Genomic DNA, 17,011 nt, shown 5'->3' with positions numbered 1-17,011 from the left:
TGTCAGCCTGTGCACCCGGCCTTGTCGGCGGCGCCCGGGCAGGTGAAGGCTGGGGTCGTGCCGCCGAACGGCGACCGCCTGGGCTGCCCGGAGGCGGAAATGATCAAGACACGGATCGTGGTCGGTGTGGACGGATCGGCGTCGGCCGGCGCGGCGCTCGGCTGGGCCGCGACGGAAGCGGTCCACCGGCACGCGGAGCTGCGGGTGCTGACGGCGTTCTACCGCCGCCGGTCGACCCCCGGCCGCCCGGGCAGTCACTCGAGCGAGGAGCACGCCGTCACCGTCCTGCATCACGCGGTCGCGCAGGCCCGGGCGGTCGCCCCCGAGGTCGAGGTCAAATGCCAGGCCCTTCCCGGGTACGCGGTCCCGGTCCTGCTGCACGCGTCCGAGGGGGCCGCGCTGCTGGTCGTCGGGGGCCGGCACGAGGGCGGCCTGCCGGTTCTGCCCATCGGGTCGGTGAGCAACCAGGTCGCGACGCAGGCCCGCAGCTCGGTCGTGGTCGTCCGGGGCCGTTTCGCTCCGGACGCGGGCCCGGTCGTAGCCGGCCTGGACGACAGTCCCGCCGCCGCCACGGTCGCCGGGCACGCTTTCGAGGAGGCCGCCCTGTACGGCACCGCGGTCGAGGCCGTGACCGTCGGCAGCGAGAAGGCCCCGGATCCGCTCGGCGCGGAGCTGGACGCCCAGCTCGACCGGTGGCGCGAGAAATACCCCGAGGTGCGGGCGCACCGCGAGTTCGTGGCCGGCCGGGCCGACAAGGTCCTGGTCCAGCGTTCGCGGTCGGCCTGCCTGATGGTCGTGGGACCGCGCACCCACGGATATCAGGGTCTGATGCTCGGCTCGATCGGAAGCCGTCTTCTGCAGCGGTCCGGCTGTCCCGTGCTGATCGCCCGCTGAGCGCATTCCGGTGATCGATGCATTGTATTTCCAGGGGATATTTGAGAGCGCGCGAGAAAGGTGCACCCGGACGAGCGACTGCGAAAACTGGCCCGGCTCCTAGAATGCGCGTCGAATGGGCGCTCGGGAGGACTCATGGGGGAACCGGGTGAATCCCGCGACGGCGATGAAAAATCGTGGCGGAAACTCACTCCGAAAGAGATCCGTTTGCTCGGCGCGTTCGCTGTGGTTGTCGGCGCCCTTTCCGGCGTGGCCCAATTTCTCGGGTCCTTCATCGACAACGTGATTCTGCTGATCGTCGTCTGTGCCGCCCTCGTGGGCGGCTGCGTGGTCGCGGTCATGTCCTACCGGCGGGCGAAACGCTCGTTCTGGGCGGGTGTGCTGCTGGTCGCGGTCACGGCGGGCGTCGCCGCCGGATACGCCGTGGGGCGCCTCCCGGCCGGCCCCGGGCCTGCTGACGGCTCTGGCCCCGGGCCCGCTGGCGGCTCTAGCTCCGGATCTCCTGACGGTCCTGGTCCCGGGCCTACTGACGGTGTCAGCCCCGGGCCCGCTGGCGGCTCTGGCCCCGGATCTCCCGACGGCTCCGGCTTCGAGCCGGCTGACGGCTCCGGGCCCGCTGACGGCTCTGGCCCCAGGTCTGGCGACGGCTCTGGCCCCGGGCCCGCTGGCGGCTCGAGCCCCGGGCCGGCGGGTGGGACGGGCAGCACGGCCGCGGCGCCCGTGGCGGGGGATCCCGTGGGCGACTTCGCGATCACGCAGACCGCCGTGAAGGTGTCGGAACGGGAGGTGGCCATCGGGGTGAGCAAGCGGCGGGATCCGGCCGCCGGCCGGCGGTTCTGGGTGGTGATGGAGGTGTATCCGGTCAACGGGCACAGCGAGTTCTGGCCGATCAAGGACCTGTCCACGGCGCCGGAGAGATATCGCTACTTGTTCCGGCTTCCGACCGACGCGAGCGTCCGGCAGGCGTGGAACGCGCGCGCCTACGAGGTCGACGAGGTCACGGCGAGCCGGCTGCAAGCGACCCACGACAAGCGCCGGGTGCCGCCGTACGACGAGCGGGTCGACCCGCCGTGTGACGACTGCGCGGTGTCGGCGGGACTGCGGTTGCCGTTCTGAGCCTCAGCTGTTGCGCGGGCGGCGGGCGACTCAGCTGTTGCGCGGGCGGCGGCGACTCAGCTGTTGCGGGGACGGCGGGCGACGATGACGGCGTGGGTTGTGGGCCACTCCATCGGGGTGCCGTCCTCGGCGAACAGTGAGGCCACGGGGGCTATCCGGTTGTCGATCACCCAGTCGTTACGCAGCGGATGGGAGGCCGGGTCGAGGTCGAAGCCGGCCTCGGCCAGCAGGGTCACCCAGTCGGCGAAGTCGAGGCCGCAGAACTGCTCGTGGGTCTCCGACAGCCAGTTGTCGGTGTAGTCCTTGCGGGTCAGGAAGTCCATGGCCTGGCCCAGCGGCAGGCGGACGGTGCCGTCGGGCTGGGCGGCGTACTCGAACGGGAAGGCGAAGTCGACCGCGAACTGGTCGAGCCGGGCTCGCGTGGACAGCGAGCTCACGTACGCGGCGACCTCGGCCGACGGCAGCGCGGCCAGATCCGTACGGGGGGAAGCCGGGTTTGATCCGTCGTCGCCGGTCAGGCGCAGATGGACCGGGCGGGTGCGGTCGCCCGGACCGCAGACGTCGCTGTTGATCCAGACGCCGCCGGGGACGGTGTGGTCGTGGATGCGGCGGGCGAACTGGAGCAGCGATTCGCGCTGCCGGCCGTACGACCAGATCTCGTGGGTGAGGGCGAAGGTGAGCGTGGTGTCGACCGAGCGGTCGGGCAGCACGGCGCCACCGAGCACGTTGCGCTGGTAGAAGTAGACGTTCGCGTTGCGGAAGACGCCCTGCGCCTTCTTGTGCACGCATTCCTGGTAGAGATGCCGGGCCACCTCGACGCCGATCAGGTCGCTCTCGTGCAGGGCGTCGTCCCGGTCGGCCAGTTCGAGCACCGCGCCGGCGCCGCAGCCGATGTCGACGATCCGGCCCGGCTGCACGTATCGGCGCACCGCTGTCCATTTGCGCGCGGCGGCGTCGGCGAAGGCCTCCACGTACGTGCGGTAGTCGCGCGTCGCGGTCAGGCCGCCCTCGTCGCCGACGACCGGATCGTTCACCACCGTCTGCACGACCGTGTCCAGTCCGTAGCGGTCGTAGACGTCGACGGTCGCCGGGTGAGCGAGTTTGCGCCACGAGTCGTCGCCGGCGGCCAGCCGCAGCAGCACGTCCCAGGGCCGCTCGGGCGTGACCGGCAGGGCCGGGTCGGCCTCGACCGGCGCGATGCCGAAGCCGAGCTCCTCGTAGAGCGCCGCCACCTGCGGCGTCGAACAGGCGACCAGGGTGTTGCCCGGAGTGAGGTCGAGACCGGTGGCCACGGTGACGGACTTGAGCGTCACCTGCGCGAACCGGTCCGTCGGTGCGGTGTCGAAGATCGGAACCACCACCGACCGCAGCCCGGTTTCGACGCTGAACCGCTCGATCGCCGCCTCGCGCCGGTGATAGGGGATCGGGTTGCGCTTGGTGTTCTCGTGATTGGCCGACGTGACCGCCCAGACGATCGTGCCGGCGCCGTCGTCCACCAGCCGCTGCAGGTAGTCGGCCTGGAACTGCGTCAGCAGATGGTGCCGACCAGGGAAGAGCACGAAGCGCGGCGTCTCGGTCACGACTGATGATCTTAGCGGGGCGCCGGCCGGGCGCCGCCGGGCTTGCGCAGCGGACGGAACGGGTAGGTTCGCGGCCGTGCCTGTGCCGGATAGTCAGTCCCCTCTGCCGCATTTCATGATCCTTGTCTACGAACGGGACGTGCCGGACGATCCGACCGCCGTCTCGCCCACGTTCCTTCAGGCGCACCTTTCGCTGCCGCGGCAGATCGCCGAGACCGGTGGACGGATCGTGAGCGGGCATGCCGCCCGGCCGGCGTCGATGGGCGTGTCGATTCGCGGCAACGTGGTCACCGAAGGGTCCCTGATCGGCGGCGAGCGGGAGTTCGCGGGCTATTTCATCGTGGCCGCGGCGGATTTCGACCATGCGGTGTGGATCGCTCGGATGATTCCGGTGACGGACGGCTGGGTCGAGGTGCGGCCATTGATCGCCGCATGACAGTTCGGCCGGAAGTGTCGGCGACCTGACCGGTCCACGGTTCGGATGATCGGACAACTGCGGGCATTCCCGCTGTCGGTCCTCATCAATTCGATGGACTTCTTCTCCGGGGCGGTCGAACAATGCAGAGGACCGTTCTGGAGGTTCTCATGACCGACAACGCACCCGACCGGAACGCCGAAATCGACACCCTCATCGGCAAGGTTCTGCAAGCCGCGCCGGCGATCGAGGGAATTGACCAAGAACTTCTGGGCGAATTGCTGGAAGCGGGCCGGCGCGCCGTGCTCGGTGAGGCCACCGTCCACACCGTCGTGCACGGCCGGCGCACCGGCGAGGAGGCCTCGTTCGGCGGCCGCATCGGGCCCATCCGCATCGGCCGCCAGGCCGGCCCCGCCGTCGAGGTCACCGAGGGCCAGGTCACCGAGGGCGACGGCGACGGCCCAGCCGTGCAGATCAGCATCTGGGTGCGGCGGTGACCAGGGCCGTGCGATGAAGACGGCCCGGCCGGTCGTCATCGTGTCGATGCCGTTCCACGGCACCGACCGTCCCTCGATCCAGGCCGGCTTGCTCGCGGCGATCGCCCGCGAGCACGGCTTCCCGGCCCGGACGGTGCACGCCAACCTCGGCCTCGCCGCCCGGATCGGCCCGGCCGCCTACGAGGCGCTCGCCCAGCATCGCGACCGGATGCTGGGGGAGTGGCTGTTCTCGGTCGCGGCGTTCGGCGGCGACGCGCCCGACCCCGGGGCCTCCCTGCTCGGCTCCGGCCTGCTCGACGACCGGCCGGCCGGCCTGCCGGACGGCGAGCTGCTGCGGATCCGCGACGAGGTGATCCCGGCCTATCTGGACGAGCTGGCCGACGCGTACGGGTGGGAGGGCAGTGTGGTCGGGTTCACCTGCACGTTCCAGCAGAACACCGCGTCGTTCGCGCTGGCCCGGCGGCTCAAGCACCGCTATCCCGGCGTGGTGACGGTGTTCGGCGGCGCCAACTTCGACGACGAGATGGGCGCCGAATGGGTCCGCACGATCGACGGGCTCGACTACGCGATCCGCGGAGAGGCCGACGAGTCGTTCCCGCAGTTCCTGCACGCCTTGGCGACCGGGGAGGACCCGGCCGCAATCCCCGGGGTCGCCCGCCGCAACGCCGACGGCAGCGTGACCGCGACCCCGCCGAAGATCCCGGCCGGGCCGTCCACGGTGATGCCCGACTACGACGAGTTCTTCGCCGCGGGCGGGAACGACGGGGCCTGGATCCCGATCGAGACGTCGCGCGGCTGCTGGTGGGGCGAGAAACACCACTGCACGTTCTGCGGCCTCAACGCCACGACCATGCAGTTCCGCGCAAAGCCGCCCGATCGAACGCTCGACGAGCTCGACCGGCAGGCCCGCCGTCACGGCCGGTTCCGGTTCGCGGCCGTCGACAACATTCTCGACACCGGATATCTGCGTACGCTGCTGCCGGAACTGGCCCGCCGGCAGCGCGGGTACGAGCTGTTCTACGAGGTCAAGGCCAACCTGCGGCGCGACCAGGTGCGGTTGCTGGCCCAGGCCGGGGTCACCCGCGTGCAGCCGGGCCTGGAGTCGCTGAGCACCCACGTCCTCGCCCTGATGCGCAAAGGGTCGACGGCCGGGCAGAACATCAACCTGCTGCGGTGGGCGCTCTACTACGGCGTCGACGTGCAGTGGAACCTGATCTGGGGCTTTCCGGAGGAGACCCGCGAGGACTACGCGGAGCAGGCCGCGCTCGTGCCGCGTCTGGCCCACCTGCAACCACCGGCGGGCGCCGACCGCATCTGGCTCGAGCGGTTCAGCCCGCTGTTCACCGATGATCGGGTGCGCGGGCGCCGGCCCGAGCGGAGTTACGCGTACGTCTACCCGCCGTCGATCGATCTCGAGCGAGTGGCCTACTTCTTCGAGTTCGAGGTGGCCGGCGCCCTGCCCGCGGACGCGTACGACGGGCTGCGCCGTTCGGTCGCGGGGTGGCAGCACGCTTGGAACGGCCCCCAGCGACCCTCGCTGACGTTCCGGCACGCCCCGCGCCACCTGCAGATCTATGACGCGCGCCAGCCCGGGCACGAGTGCACGCACACGTTCGACGGCCCGGCCGCCGACATCTACGCGGCGTGCTCGGATCGTCCGGCGCGCGCGAATGCCGTACGGGAAAGGGCCGGTCTGAACGCGCAAAACGTGCAGGAATCGCTCATCGAGTTCGAGCGGCTGGGCCTGATGTTTCTCGAGAACGACACGGCGCTCGCGCTGGCCCTGCCGGCCGTCGCGGGCCGGTAGTCAGACGGCGTTGGAGAAACGGATACGGAGATGATCGATGCGATTGAGCCGCGGATCCGGCATCACCCGGTTGTCGATCCAGCTCACCACGGCGCTGTTGCCCCTCGGGTCGATCCACGGCCGGGCCGACACCTCGTGCCGGAACGTCGCCAGCGTGACACCCACGTTGTCGACCACGTCGACCGCCATCGTCAGCGTCACCCGGGCAAACACGTACGGATTGCGCACGGAAGCGTCCGTTTGCACGACCAGACTGCGCACATAGGTGCCGTTCGCCCCCTCGACGGACTGCACGAAAGCGATCGCCGACGCGCGCATCGAACACGGCGTCTCGGACGGCGACGCGCAGGCGGTGACCGACCAGCCGTCGCCGCCGGCCGGATAGATCGCCTGATCGGGCGGCGCCGGAGCCGTCCCGCGCGGCGGTCCGATCATCAACCGAGCCAGCACGGGCAGGAGTGTCCTGGTCATGTCGTTTCCTTTCTCCCCCGTCCGGAACGGGCACCCGCCCGGACCGTCGGCGACGATCGTCGCCGGAACCACTGCATCAACCACTGCACCGGGCGTTGCACTGACCTTCGAGGTGCTCGGCCCGCTCACCGTCCGCCGCGGCGGTCATCCCGTACGCCTCGGGCCCGTGCAGCAGCAGGTCGTGCTGGCGGTCCTGCTGCTCCACCGCGACCGCCCGCTCGGCCTGGCCGCGATGATCGACGCGGTCTGGGGGGAGAACGCCCCCGCCTCGGCGGTCAACCTCGTGCAGCGGCACGTGTCGGGGCTGCGGCGGCTGCTCGAACCTGACCGGGTCGCGCACGCGGCGACCAGCCGGCTGTCCTGGACCGGCTCCGGCTACCGGCTGAACGTGCACGACGACGCGTTCGACCTGGCCCGCTTCGAGGCCGGGGCGCGCCGGGCCCGGACGATGCGCGACGGCGGCGACCCGCAAGCGGCCGCGGGCGAGCTGCGGGACGCCCTGCTGCTCGTCCGCGGCCCGCTCGGCGACGGCCTGACCAGCCCGTTCCTCGACGCCGAACGGGAACGGCAGACGGAACGGACGCTCGGCGTGCTCGAGGAGCGCATCGAACTCGACCTGACCGCCGGGGACGCCGCCGCGGTCGTCGACGAGCTGCGCCGCCTGGTCACCGAGCATCCGCTGCGCGAGCGGTGGCACGAGCTGCTCATGCTCGCGCTGTCCAAGGCCGGGCGCCGCGCCGACGCGCTCGCCGCCTTCCAGCATGCCCGGCGGTTGCTGCGCGACGAGCTCGGAGTCGACCCGGCCGCGCCGCTGCAACGGCTGCACCAGAGCATCCTGACCGGAGACGCGGGCGAACAACCGGTCGCGCCGGCCGCCGTGCCCGCCCAACTGCCGCACGCGCTGCCCGACTTCGTGGGCCGCGAGACCGAACTGGCCCAGCTCGACCGGCTGGCCGGCCTGGGCGCGGGCGTGGCCGCGATCTCGGGGACGGCCGGGGTCGGCAAGACTACCCTGGCCGTGAACTGGGCTCACCGCGTACGGGATCGGTTCCCCGACGGTCAGCTCTACGTCAACCTGCGCGGGTTCGACCCGAACGGCGAGGCCACCGAGCCGGGCAAGGTGATCCGCGGGTTCCTCGAGGCGCTGGCCGTGCCGGCCGACCGGATCGGCGCCGACCCCGACGGGCACGCCGCCCTGTATCGCAGCGTCGTCGCCGGCCGGCGCATCCTGATCGTGCTGGACAACGCGCTCGACGCCGCTCAGGTGCGGCCGCTGCTGCCCGGCACGCCCGGCTGCCTGGTCGTCGTGACCAGCCGCAACGAGCTGCTCAGCCTGGTCGCCCTGGACGGCGCCCGCCCGGTGCACGTCGACCTGATGAGCGCGGAGCAGGCCCGCAACCTGATCGGCCGGCGGCTCGGCCGCGACCGGGTGCACGACGAGCCGGCCGCCGTCCGTCAGATCATCGACGCCTGCGCCCGGCTGCCGCTCGCGCTGTCGGTGGTGATCGCCCGCGCGGCGGCCCACCCGCAGTTCCCGCTGTCGGCCACCGCCGAGGAACTGCACCGCGCGCAGGGCAGCCTCGACCCGTTCGACGCCGGCGATCTGGTCACCAACGTACGGGCGGTGTTCGCCTGCTCCTACAAGGCGCTGACCGGGCCCGCCGCCCGCCTGTTCCGGCTGCTCGGCCTGCACGCCGGCCCGGAGATCTCACTTGCCGCGGCCGGGGGACTGGCCGCCGTGCCCGCCGCCTCGTTGCACGCGCAGATGAGCGAGCTGGCCCGCGCGCATCTGGTCGCCGAACGCGCACCCGGACGGTTCGGGCAGCACGACCTGTTGCGCGCGTACGCCGCCGAACTGGCCGCCGAGACCGAGTCCGACGAGGAGCGGCACGCGGCGGTCCGGCGCATGCTCGACCACTATCTGCACACCGCGTACGCCGCCGACCGGATGCTCGGCGAGTTCCGCGACGACCTGATCGGGCTCGAACCGGCCGTGCCCGGCGCCCGCACCGAACAGCCGGCCGACCAGCGGGCCGCACTGGCCTGGTTCGCCGCCGAGGAACCGGTGCTGCTCGCCTCGCTGCGGCAGGCGGTCCGCGACGGGCTGGACCGGCACGCCTGGCAGCTCGGCTGGACGCTGATTCCGTTCCTGGACCGGCAGGGCCGTGCCCACGACCTCGGCGCCGCGCAGGAACTGGCCCTGGCGGCGGCGAAGCGGCTGACCGAACCGCGGGGCGAGGCGGTCACCCGGGTCGGGCTGTCGGTCGCGTACATCCGGCTCGGCCGCTATCCCGAGGCGCGGCAGCAACTGCACATCGCGTACGGCATCTTCGAGAACCTCGGCGAACACACCGGCATGGGACACGCACGCCGGTCGCTGGCCTGGGTCCTCGACTGCGAGGGCCGCTACCGCGAGGCGCTGGCCTACGTCCAGGAGGCCCTGAACCATTTCCGGCGGGGCGGGCACGAGGCCGGGGAGGCGCGGGCGCTCAACGCGCTGGGCTGGTTCCACTCCCGCCTCGGGGAGCACGAGGAGGCGCTGCACTACTGCCGGCAGGCGCTGGCGCTGCAGAGCCGTCTCGGCGACCGGTGGGACCAGGCCGACACGCTCGACAGCGTCGGCCGCGCCCACTTCAAGCTCGGCCGGTACGACGAGTCCGCCGCCTACTACACCGAGGCCATCGAGCTGTACGTCGAGTTCGGCGACCGCCTCGACGAGGGGCACGCGCTCATCAACCTCGGGGACGCCCGGGCCGCCGCCGGGGACCGCCCGTCGGCCGTCTCGGCCTGGCAGCGGGCGGTGGAGGTGCTGGAGCGGCTGGACTCGCCGGACGCCGACGCCGCCCGTTCCCGGCTCTTAACGGATCCGGCCGGGCCGCTAAGCCGGGAGTAAGAAACCGCGAACCGGGGGGCTGCACTGTGTCTCTCGTAGACAGCATCGCGCTGTCGCGGAGAGGAAGACATGTCCGACATCCAGTTCCCGAACGTGCTGTTCGGGAAGGGCCAGTTCACCGCCGAGGTCAAGGACAACAACGGTGAGCCGACCAACGTACTGGAGGCCAACGCGCCGTTCAAGGTCGAGACCGAGTGGGAGATCCCGGCTCTGGCCGCCCTGCTTCTCGGTGGCGTGTGGACGGTCAGCGTCTACGCGGAATCGATCGGGCCGGGCCCGGAACTGCGCATCGGATCCGACACCGTGCCGCTCAACGGCGGCACGAAGTATCGGTCGACGGTGATCGTGCCGCCGCAGGCACCGATCCAGAACAACCCGACCCCGCCCACCGGGGGCGTCTACAAGCTGGTCACCGTGCTCACGCACCGCAACTTCGGCCAGAACAGCGACGTCGCCGCGATCGTCGAGGGGCCCGTGGTCCGGATCGCCTGACCGCCTGATCGCGTTATCGCCTTATCGCGTTTCTCGCCTTATCGCGTTATCGCCACGGAGCACCCGGTGGCGGCCTCCCTGCTCGGAGGTCGCCATCGGTGTCCGCCCGGTCAGGCTATTTCCGGTGGGGCCAGGCTGACCTCGCCGATCGAGCCGCTGTGCAGGGCCGCACGGTCGCCGTGGTCGATCACCACCATCTCGCCGGTCTCCCGGTCGATGACCAGGCGCCGACCACACAGGTCGTCCTCGCAGGCGAACAGCAGTCCACTGGGGTTCGCGGTGGCTCGCAGCCGATGCTCGATGGCCATGTTCCGACCGTACGCCTCCGCCCGGCCGGCGGCCCGGCGGCTCACGATGCCATCAGCGTCAATCCGTCGTGTCGCGGGTTGCGCAGTTCGTGAAAGTACGCGGTTGTGGCATATGACGGCCGGATCCGCAGACCGTCCCAGAGGCGCTCGGTCAGCCGGTGATACTGGGCGAGCGCGAGATGCCGCAGCCCCGCCGCCGCGTAACAGGCCATGAGCTGCCGGTTCACCGGCTCGTTGCACGGGTCGGCCTCGACCAGCCGCCGGGCCAGGAACGTCGCCGGCCCGTACGTGCCCTCCTCCAGGTAGCCGTCGATCAGCCGGCTCTGCAGGTCGATCATGTCGAGCCGCAGCGACTCACGGACCGGCGCCGCCCACTCGAGATACCGGTCGTCCTCCAGGAAGTCGGCCTCGTACAGCTGGCAGGCGGCCTCACGTTCCCGCATCGCCGCCGCGTGCGCGCCGCGGCGCTCGAGCTGGTCGGCCTCCGCGCGATGGTGCTCGAACTGCTCGAGATCCGTCCAGACGGCCACGGAGTCAGGCAGCCGATAGGTGTCGAACCGCCGTTCCACCCCGGCCAGCGGGTGGGCCGCGCGCAGAACCCGGCGCAGCCCCGTCAACGTCACGTGCAGGTTGTTGCGTGCGGCGGTCGGTTCGGCGTGCGGCCAGAAGGTCTCGGTGAGAACGTCACGCGGCACCGCGGCCCGGCGGTGGGCCAGCAGGTAGGCCAGAACGTGCCGGACCCGCCGGCGCGAAACGGTGTCAGCTTGAACGCCGTCGATCGTGACGCGGAAGCCACCCAGGAACCGCGCGGCCAGCAGAGGTCTTCCATCGGTCGGAATCATGGCTGTCACTCCTGTGCCGAGACACCTTTTCCTTCAGCGGCTCATGCTGCCGGGCGGGCTTGCACTGCCCGTTGCAGTCGTCGTTGCAGCGGCCCCGAGCCGGCTAGCCTGCTCACTCCGGCGTCACGCGTTGAGTAGCTCGCCGATCTGTTCGCGCCAGGCTCCGGCTCACGTGCTGAGTAGCTCGCCGATCTGTTTGCGCCGGGCTCCGGCGTCAGGCGCTGAGCAGCTCGCGGATCTGTTCGCGCCGGGCTCCGGCTCACGCGCTGAGTAGCTCGCCGATCTGTTTGCGGCGGGCTCCGGCTCACGCGCTCAGTAGCTCGCCGATCTGTTCGCGCTGGGCGGGGTCGGCCAGGGCGGCGCCCAGCGCGACCACCCGGGCGCCGGCGTCGAGGAAACCCGGGGCGGTGGCGATGGACAGCCCTCCGGTGGCGACGAAACAGACGTCCGGGAAGGGCCCTCGCAGAGCGGAGATCCAGGCCGGCCCGAGCGCGGCCGCCGGGAAGGCCTTGAGCCATCGGGCGCCGGCCAGCCACGCCCGCTGCACCTCGGTCGCCGAACCGACGCCGGGCAGGTGCGGCATTCCGGCGGCCTGGCTGGCGGCGAGCACGGCCAGGTCCAGCCCGGGAGCAACCGTGTACTGCGCGCCCGCCGCGGCCGCCGCGCGTACCTGCTCGGCGGTGATGACCGTTCCGGCCCCGACCCGCAGCCCCCGCTCCCCGGCGGCGTCCACGGCCGCCCGCAAGGAGTCGATCGCGTCCGGCGTCGCGATGGGCACCTCGAGCACGCTCACCCCCGCGTCCCAGAGTTTGCCCGCGACGGCGACGGTCTCCTCCGGCGGCAGACCGCGCAGGATCGCCATGACGCGCCGGTCGCCGAAGATCTCGTCGAAATTCATGCCGTCTCGATTCACTCGGCGATTATCCCTTCGGACGCCGCCTTCCTTGCCCTGCCTGTCTTTCGTCCGGGGCTCGGCGGGGCAGCTGTGGCGCCCCCTCGCGTTGACCCATCTTCAGGGGCGCCACAGCCAGCGGAGTGCGTCGGGGAGCAGGACGCCGCCGTGGTTGGGGTTGTGGCCGCCGTCGCCCAGGGCCAGGCGGAAGTCGTAGCCGGCCTCGGCCAGGGCGGCGGCCACTTGCAGGTTCGCCGCCAGCCAGTTGTTGTCGGGTTCGTTCCACCGCAGGTCGCGGTGGCCGGCCTGGAGGAACAGCCGGAGCGGTTTGCGGGGAACGGCGCGGATCAGGGCGGGGTAGGGGTTGCCGCCGGGCATCTGGACGAAGCTCGAAAGGCAACAGATGGCCCGGTCGAACCGGTCGGGACGCAACCAGGCCGCCGTGAACGCGCAGTTCCCGCCGCTGCTGCCGCCACAGATGGCCCAACCCGATGCAGTGATGCTGAACCTCTCGCTCACCTGCGGGATGACCTCGTCGATCAGAAACGTGCAGTACCGATCGTCGAAGGCGTCGTACTCGGCGTTGCGGTTCTTCTCTGTGCCGCGACGACCCGGGTCGACGAACAAGCCGATGGTCATCGGGATGTCGCCGCTGTGCACGAGATTGTCCAGCACGATCGCCGCGCGCATCTCGGCGTCCGGGTCGAGATACCACCAGCCGTCCTGGAACACGGCCAGCCTCGCCGGCGCCGACGGCTTGTATCCGGCGGGAGCGTGAATCCAGAATTTGCGTGTGGTGCCCGGATAGACGGCGCTGTCGTCGTGGCCGAACTCGAGGGTCCGCCCGGCCGGCACCTCCGAGCGGCGCATCGAGTCGGGCCCGTGCTCGTAGCGGACGTCGGACTGATCGACAGGAAGCGGCCGGAAGCGCTCGACATGAACCACTCGCGAGACAGTAGGGTCCGCCCCGCCTCGCCGGCCATGGAATTCCCGTCGGGTGACTTCGCGGCCTAGATCGCGGCGGGCTTGTACGAGCCCGGCTTGGCCTGGGCGACCGGAAACGTCACCCCGGTGAGGTCTTCGGACACGGCCCACAGCCGTTGTTGGACGGCGACCTCGTACGACTCGGGGCTGGAGGTGACCAGCCGCGGGTGGCCCTTGATCTCGTTGCGCCCGCCGGGACCGTAATACTGGCCGCCGAGCGCGGCGGGGTCGGTGGCGGCGCGCAGGGTCGGCAGCGCGCCCATCGCCGGTGTCTGGGTGATCAGCGGCGCGAGCCAGGTCAGCGGAAGGCGGAGGGCCGCGGGGCTGTTGCGGGCCAGTTCGGTGCTGGACAGGCCGGGATGCGCGGCCATCGCGACGGTGGTGCCGTGCGGCGCGAGGCGACGCTGCAGCTCGTACGTGAACATCAGGTTGGCCAGCTTGGACTGACCGTAGGCGGCGGCCCGGCCGTACGAACGCTCCCATTGCAGGTCGTCGAAGTGGATCGCGGCCCGGATGCGGTGGCCGGTGCTGCTGACGGTCACCACGCGCGAGCCGGGCACCGGCAGCATCAGGTCCAGCAGCAGCCCGGTGAGCGCGAAGTGGCCGAGGTGGTTGGTGCCGAACTGCATCTCGAAGCCGTCCCGGGTGGTCTGCTTCGGGGTGTACATCACGCCGGCGTTGTTGATGAGCAGGTCGATCCGGTCGAGCCGCGACCGCAGCGCCGCCGCCGCGGTCCGGACCGAGTCGAGGGAGGTCAGGTCCAGGGCCTGCACGGTCACGTCGCCGGTCATGCCGGCCGCGGCCTGCTCGCCCTTCTCGACGTTGCGCACGGCGAGCACCACGGACGCCCCGCGCGCGGCGAGCGCCTTGGCCGTCTCGTACCCGAGTCCGGTGTTGGCTCCGGTCACCACGGCCACCCGCCCGCGCTGGTCCGGAATGGCCGCCGTCGTCCACTTGTCGCTCATGCTGGGCTCCCGATCAACTAAAGTACCGAAGGTATCTTGCCCCTTCGACATTAAAGTACCTCCGGTACGAAGTCAACGTACCGGAGGTACTTAAGTTAGGCTGATCGTCGTGACTTTTCAGCGAGCACGAACCGAGGAGCAGCGCGAGATCCGTCGGCGGGCGATCCTCGACATGGCGTCGGCGATGCTCGACGAGATGCCGGTGGCCGCGATCACCCTGAACGAGCTCAGCCGCCGCGTCGGCCTGGCCAAGCCGAACGTGCTGCGCTACTTCGAGTCCCGCGAGGCGGTGCTGCTCGAACTGCTCGACCACTTCCTGCAGGAGTGGCTGACGGAACTGGCGGGCGAGCTAAACGCCGGCGTCGACGAAGATCTGCCCATGGCCGGGCGGGCGGCCGCGGTGGCCGACATTCTCAGCCGCTCGCTGTCCGCCCGGACGGTGATGTGCGACCTCTTCGGCGCCCAGAGCAGCGTGCTGGACCACAACGTCTCGGTCGAGGTCGTGGCCCGCTACAAGCGCGCCTCCCTGGAACGCCTGACCACCATGACCGGACTGATCCAGAAGTGCCTGCCGGAGCTGGGCGAGGACGCGGCGCTGTTCAGCCTGCAGGCCATGCTCACGGCCGGTGCGCTGCCGGCGTACAGCACGCCGCCGCCCAGCCTGCAGGCCGCCTATGAGGCCGAACCCGAGCTGGCCCGCTTCCATCTGGAGCTGAAGGACTACCTGAAGCGGGCTCTCACCGCGACCCTCCTGGGCGTGCTGCCCCGCCAATGACGGTGCGCTCGTCCGCCCGGAGGCGGCCTGTTCATCGGCCTGGGGCTGGCATGTTCGTCGCCCGGGGTGCGTGCTTGTCGGACCGTGATGGCGTGCGGCCTGCGGGAGAAGGCCGGGCTAGCCCGCTTCCCAGACATTCACTGGCGGGAGGCCGCGTTCGGCGCGGGCCCCGGTCCATGATCTGCTGGATCAGGGCTGGCTCGTCTTCGGTGTGGGCGTCGCCGTCGGGACTGTGCTCGATGGCCAGGGCGGGCTTCCGGGCCGTGATGGCGTGCGGCCTGCCGGGAGGGACCGGCTAGCCTGCTTCCCAGACGTTCACTGGCGGGAGGCCTCGTTCGGCGCGGGCCCGGTCCATGATCTGCTGGATCAGGGCCGTCTTGCCCTCGGTGTAGGCGTCGCCGTCGGGGCTGGTGGTGGCCAGGCGGCGTTTCAGGGCGGCGTATGCGGCCCGGTCCGGTGCGTTCTGGCGTAGGTGGTCGCGCAGGATGCGCTGGTTGCGCGTTTCCCAGGTGTCCGTGGTGACGATGTGCAGGTGGTAGCCGGGGCGGCGGTAGAACAGCCGCCGGGGCATGCCGGCTTCGACGTAGGCGTAGCCGAGTTCGCTCAACGCCGCTGCGCGTTCGCGCACCGCCTCCAGCGCGGGGGCGGCGGCCATCAGATCGATGATCGGCTTGGCCGGGAGGCCGGGCACCGCGGTGCTGCCCACGTGCTCCGCGGCGGTCACCGTGTCGCCCAGGGCGGCGAGCGCCTCCTGCAGGGCCTGTGCCGCCAGCGCGGGCCACGCCGGATCGTAGTCACGAATCTCGATGGTCACCTGGTGATGCTAACGAGGGAAACGTGATGACCATGGCCACGCCCGGGTCGCGTGCCTCGGCGACGGCGCTTCCGCCGTGCGCCGCGGCCAGTTGCCGGACGATCCACAGGCCGAGCCCGGTGCCCTCGGAGCCGCCGACCGCGAACTGGCTGAACAACCGTCCGCGCAGCTCGCCGGGAATGCCGGGGCCGTGATCGCGCACCTCGAGCCGGTCGTGGCCGGTTCCGCTGATGACGCTCACGACTACCGGCGGCGAGCCATAGCGCATGGCGTTCGTGAGCAGGTTGACGAGGATCTGCTCGAAACGCTGCTTGTCCACGTACAGGGTTTGCGCGTCGTCGATGTCGACCGTCACGCCGGTGTCCGTGTTGCGCACATGGGTGAGCGATTCCTTCACGAGTGCGCGTGCCGGATATTCGCGCAGTTCGAGTTGAAGCTGGCCCTCGTTGTCGATCCGCTGCACGTCGAGCAGTCCCTCGGCGAGCCGGGTGATGCGCGCGGTCTGCCGCAGGGCGGCGTCGAGCATGTCCGCTACCGGCGGCGTCGCCTCGGGCTGCAGCTCCTCGAGCACTATGCGCACAGTGCTCAGCGGAGTGCGCACATCGTGCGCGAGTGTGCTCATCATGGCCGCGCGCCACTGCTCGATGCGCGCAAGTCGCTCACGATCCTCGCGCAAGTGGCGCGCTTGGGCCTCGATGAGCAACGCGACGGCGATCGCGACCGGCATGAGAATGAGCGCGCTGCTCAATACGAGCGGCGGCTGGTGCGTGAGGATGAGCGGGACCAGATAGGCGAGCGTGGCCGGCACCGCGTAGGCGAGCAGGATCCAGCGGGGGAAGTGCATCGCCGCCCAGGCGTAGACGAGCACCAGGAACGGCCCGGTGCCGCTGGCCGAGCCGCCGAACGACCAAGTGGACAGGCCGAGCACCGCGAACGAGGGCAGCCCAAGCCAGGCGGACGTGTTCGGTCTGACCCGGCTCCACTGCGGCAGCAGGGCCACGAAGCCGACCGCGAAGTCGCACGCCGCCACCAGCAGCAGCCGGTCCGCGCGGGCCGGATCGTTGCCGATTCCCAGCAAGGCCAGCAGGCCCGCCAGAATCAGGAGCACCCCGGCTTGCCGGGCCGCCGCGCGCGGCCCGGTTCCGAGAAGTCGAAAAAGTCCGTTCTGGTATATTTTCCGAGTATACGGGAGTGCCCCGGGCCGCTCCGCCGGGTTACCGGGCGGCAGCCGGCCGGCGTCACCGACGCCCGCCCCAATCGCCGCGG

General features: G+C 71.0%; 17 protein-coding genes. 8 read left to right on the top strand and 9 right to left on the bottom strand.

From position 1 onward, the window contains the following. The first annotated feature begins 99 nt into the window (after positions 1 to 99). Both ACZ3I4_RS31680 and ACZ3I4_RS31675 read left to right on the top strand, forming a co-directional pair. Positions 100 to 894, top strand: coding sequence for a universal stress protein (locus ACZ3I4_RS31680; RefSeq protein ID WP_465385711.1), 795 nt, complete (start codon positions 100 to 102; stop codon positions 892 to 894). A 735-nt stretch (positions 895 to 1,629) separates the two neighbouring features. Then, on the top strand, positions 1,630 to 2,010 hold the full coding sequence (locus ACZ3I4_RS31675) for a hypothetical protein (protein WP_465385710.1): 381 nt from the start codon (positions 1,630 to 1,632) through the stop codon (positions 2,008 to 2,010). Between the two features lie 56 nt (positions 2,011 to 2,066). Here the strand turns inward: ACZ3I4_RS31675 and ACZ3I4_RS31670 are convergent, their stop codons facing one another. Then, positions 2,067 to 3,590, bottom strand: coding sequence for a class I SAM-dependent methyltransferase (locus ACZ3I4_RS31670; protein ID WP_465385709.1), 1,524 nt, complete (start codon positions 3,588 to 3,590; stop codon positions 2,067 to 2,069). 76 nt (positions 3,591 to 3,666) lie between these two features. On the opposite strand from ACZ3I4_RS31670, the gene ACZ3I4_RS31665 reads away from it, so the two are divergent. The 3 genes from ACZ3I4_RS31665 to ACZ3I4_RS31655 all read left to right on the top strand — a co-directional run bounded on the left by ACZ3I4_RS31665 (position 3,667) and on the right by ACZ3I4_RS31655 (position 6,309). Beyond that, positions 3,667 to 4,026, top strand: coding sequence for a YciI family protein (locus tag ACZ3I4_RS31665; RefSeq protein ID WP_465385708.1), 360 nt, complete (start codon positions 3,667 to 3,669; stop codon positions 4,024 to 4,026). A gap of 149 nt (positions 4,027 to 4,175) precedes the next feature. Next, entirely contained in the window at positions 4,176 to 4,502 is a 327-nt protein-coding gene (locus tag ACZ3I4_RS31660) for a hypothetical protein (RefSeq protein WP_465385707.1), read from the top strand. Between the two features lie 13 nt (positions 4,503 to 4,515). After that, complete coding sequence (locus tag ACZ3I4_RS31655) at positions 4,516 to 6,309, top strand: RiPP maturation radical SAM C-methyltransferase (protein ID WP_465385706.1); 1,794 nt, start codon at positions 4,516 to 4,518, stop codon at positions 6,307 to 6,309. On the opposite strand, the gene ACZ3I4_RS31650 is transcribed toward ACZ3I4_RS31655, so the two are convergent. Beyond that, entirely contained in the window at positions 6,310 to 6,780 is a 471-nt protein-coding gene (locus tag ACZ3I4_RS31650; protein WP_465385705.1) for a hypothetical protein, read from the bottom strand. It abuts the gene before it with no gap. On the opposite strand from ACZ3I4_RS31650, the gene ACZ3I4_RS31645 reads away from it, so the two are divergent. Continuing rightward, a complete protein-coding gene (locus tag ACZ3I4_RS31645; RefSeq protein WP_465385704.1) occupies positions 6,779 to 9,673 on the top strand; it encodes an AfsR/SARP family transcriptional regulator in 2,895 nt (964 codons plus the stop codon). The two genes, ACZ3I4_RS31650 and ACZ3I4_RS31645, sit on opposite strands and share 2 nt — an antisense overlap. 69 nt (positions 9,674 to 9,742) lie before the next feature. Beyond that, positions 9,743 to 10,165 (top strand): hypothetical protein, encoded by a 423-nt coding sequence (locus ACZ3I4_RS31640; RefSeq protein ID WP_465385703.1) that lies wholly within the window; start codon positions 9,743 to 9,745, stop codon positions 10,163 to 10,165. A gap of 110 nt (positions 10,166 to 10,275) precedes the next feature. Here ACZ3I4_RS31640 and ACZ3I4_RS31635 read toward each other — a convergent pair whose 3' ends face one another. The 5 genes from ACZ3I4_RS31635 to ACZ3I4_RS31615 form a co-directional block, all read right to left on the bottom strand. Continuing rightward, complete coding sequence (locus tag ACZ3I4_RS31635) at positions 10,276 to 10,473, bottom strand: hypothetical protein (protein ID WP_465385702.1); 198 nt, start codon at positions 10,471 to 10,473, stop codon at positions 10,276 to 10,278. A 41-nt stretch (positions 10,474 to 10,514) separates the two neighbouring features. Next, positions 10,515 to 11,315, bottom strand: coding sequence for an AfsR/SARP family transcriptional regulator (locus ACZ3I4_RS31630; protein WP_465385701.1), 801 nt, complete (start codon positions 11,313 to 11,315; stop codon positions 10,515 to 10,517). A 304-nt stretch (positions 11,316 to 11,619) separates the two neighbouring features. Continuing rightward, positions 11,620 to 12,213 (bottom strand): bifunctional 4-hydroxy-2-oxoglutarate aldolase/2-dehydro-3-deoxy-phosphogluconate aldolase, encoded by a 594-nt coding sequence (locus ACZ3I4_RS31625; protein ID WP_465385700.1) that lies wholly within the window; start codon positions 12,211 to 12,213, stop codon positions 11,620 to 11,622. 114 nt (positions 12,214 to 12,327) lie between these two features. Then, the gene (locus tag ACZ3I4_RS31620) at positions 12,328 to 13,152 is read right to left on the bottom strand and encodes an alpha/beta hydrolase (protein ID WP_465385699.1); all 825 of its coding nucleotides are present in this window, start codon (positions 13,150 to 13,152) and stop codon (positions 12,328 to 12,330) included. Positions 13,153 to 13,217: 65 nt separating this feature from the next. Beyond that, the gene (locus ACZ3I4_RS31615; RefSeq protein WP_465385698.1) at positions 13,218 to 14,156 is read right to left on the bottom strand and encodes an SDR family NAD(P)-dependent oxidoreductase; all 939 of its coding nucleotides are present in this window, start codon (positions 14,154 to 14,156) and stop codon (positions 13,218 to 13,220) included. A 109-nt stretch (positions 14,157 to 14,265) separates the two neighbouring features. Here ACZ3I4_RS31615 and ACZ3I4_RS31610 point away from each other — a divergent pair, with 109 nt between their 5' ends. Continuing rightward, a complete protein-coding gene (locus ACZ3I4_RS31610) occupies positions 14,266 to 14,931 on the top strand; it encodes a TetR/AcrR family transcriptional regulator (RefSeq protein ID WP_465385697.1) in 666 nt (221 codons plus the stop codon). A gap of 295 nt (positions 14,932 to 15,226) precedes the next feature. Here ACZ3I4_RS31610 and ACZ3I4_RS31605 read toward each other — a convergent pair whose 3' ends face one another. Beyond that, positions 15,227 to 15,745: a GrpB family protein gene (locus ACZ3I4_RS31605; protein ID WP_465385696.1), complete on the bottom strand. Its 519-nt coding sequence runs from the start codon at positions 15,743 to 15,745 to the stop codon at positions 15,227 to 15,229. After that, complete coding sequence (locus tag ACZ3I4_RS31600) at positions 15,726 to 16,853, bottom strand: sensor histidine kinase (RefSeq protein WP_465385695.1); 1,128 nt, start codon at positions 16,851 to 16,853, stop codon at positions 15,726 to 15,728. Before ACZ3I4_RS31600 ends, ACZ3I4_RS31605 begins: the two co-directional genes overlap by 20 nt. Positions 16,854 to 17,011 lie beyond the last annotated feature (158 nt).

The sequence above is a fragment of the Actinoplanes sp. NPDC021490 genome (genome assembly GCF_055562135.1).
This window is presented reverse-complemented; position numbering and strand designations above follow the sequence as displayed.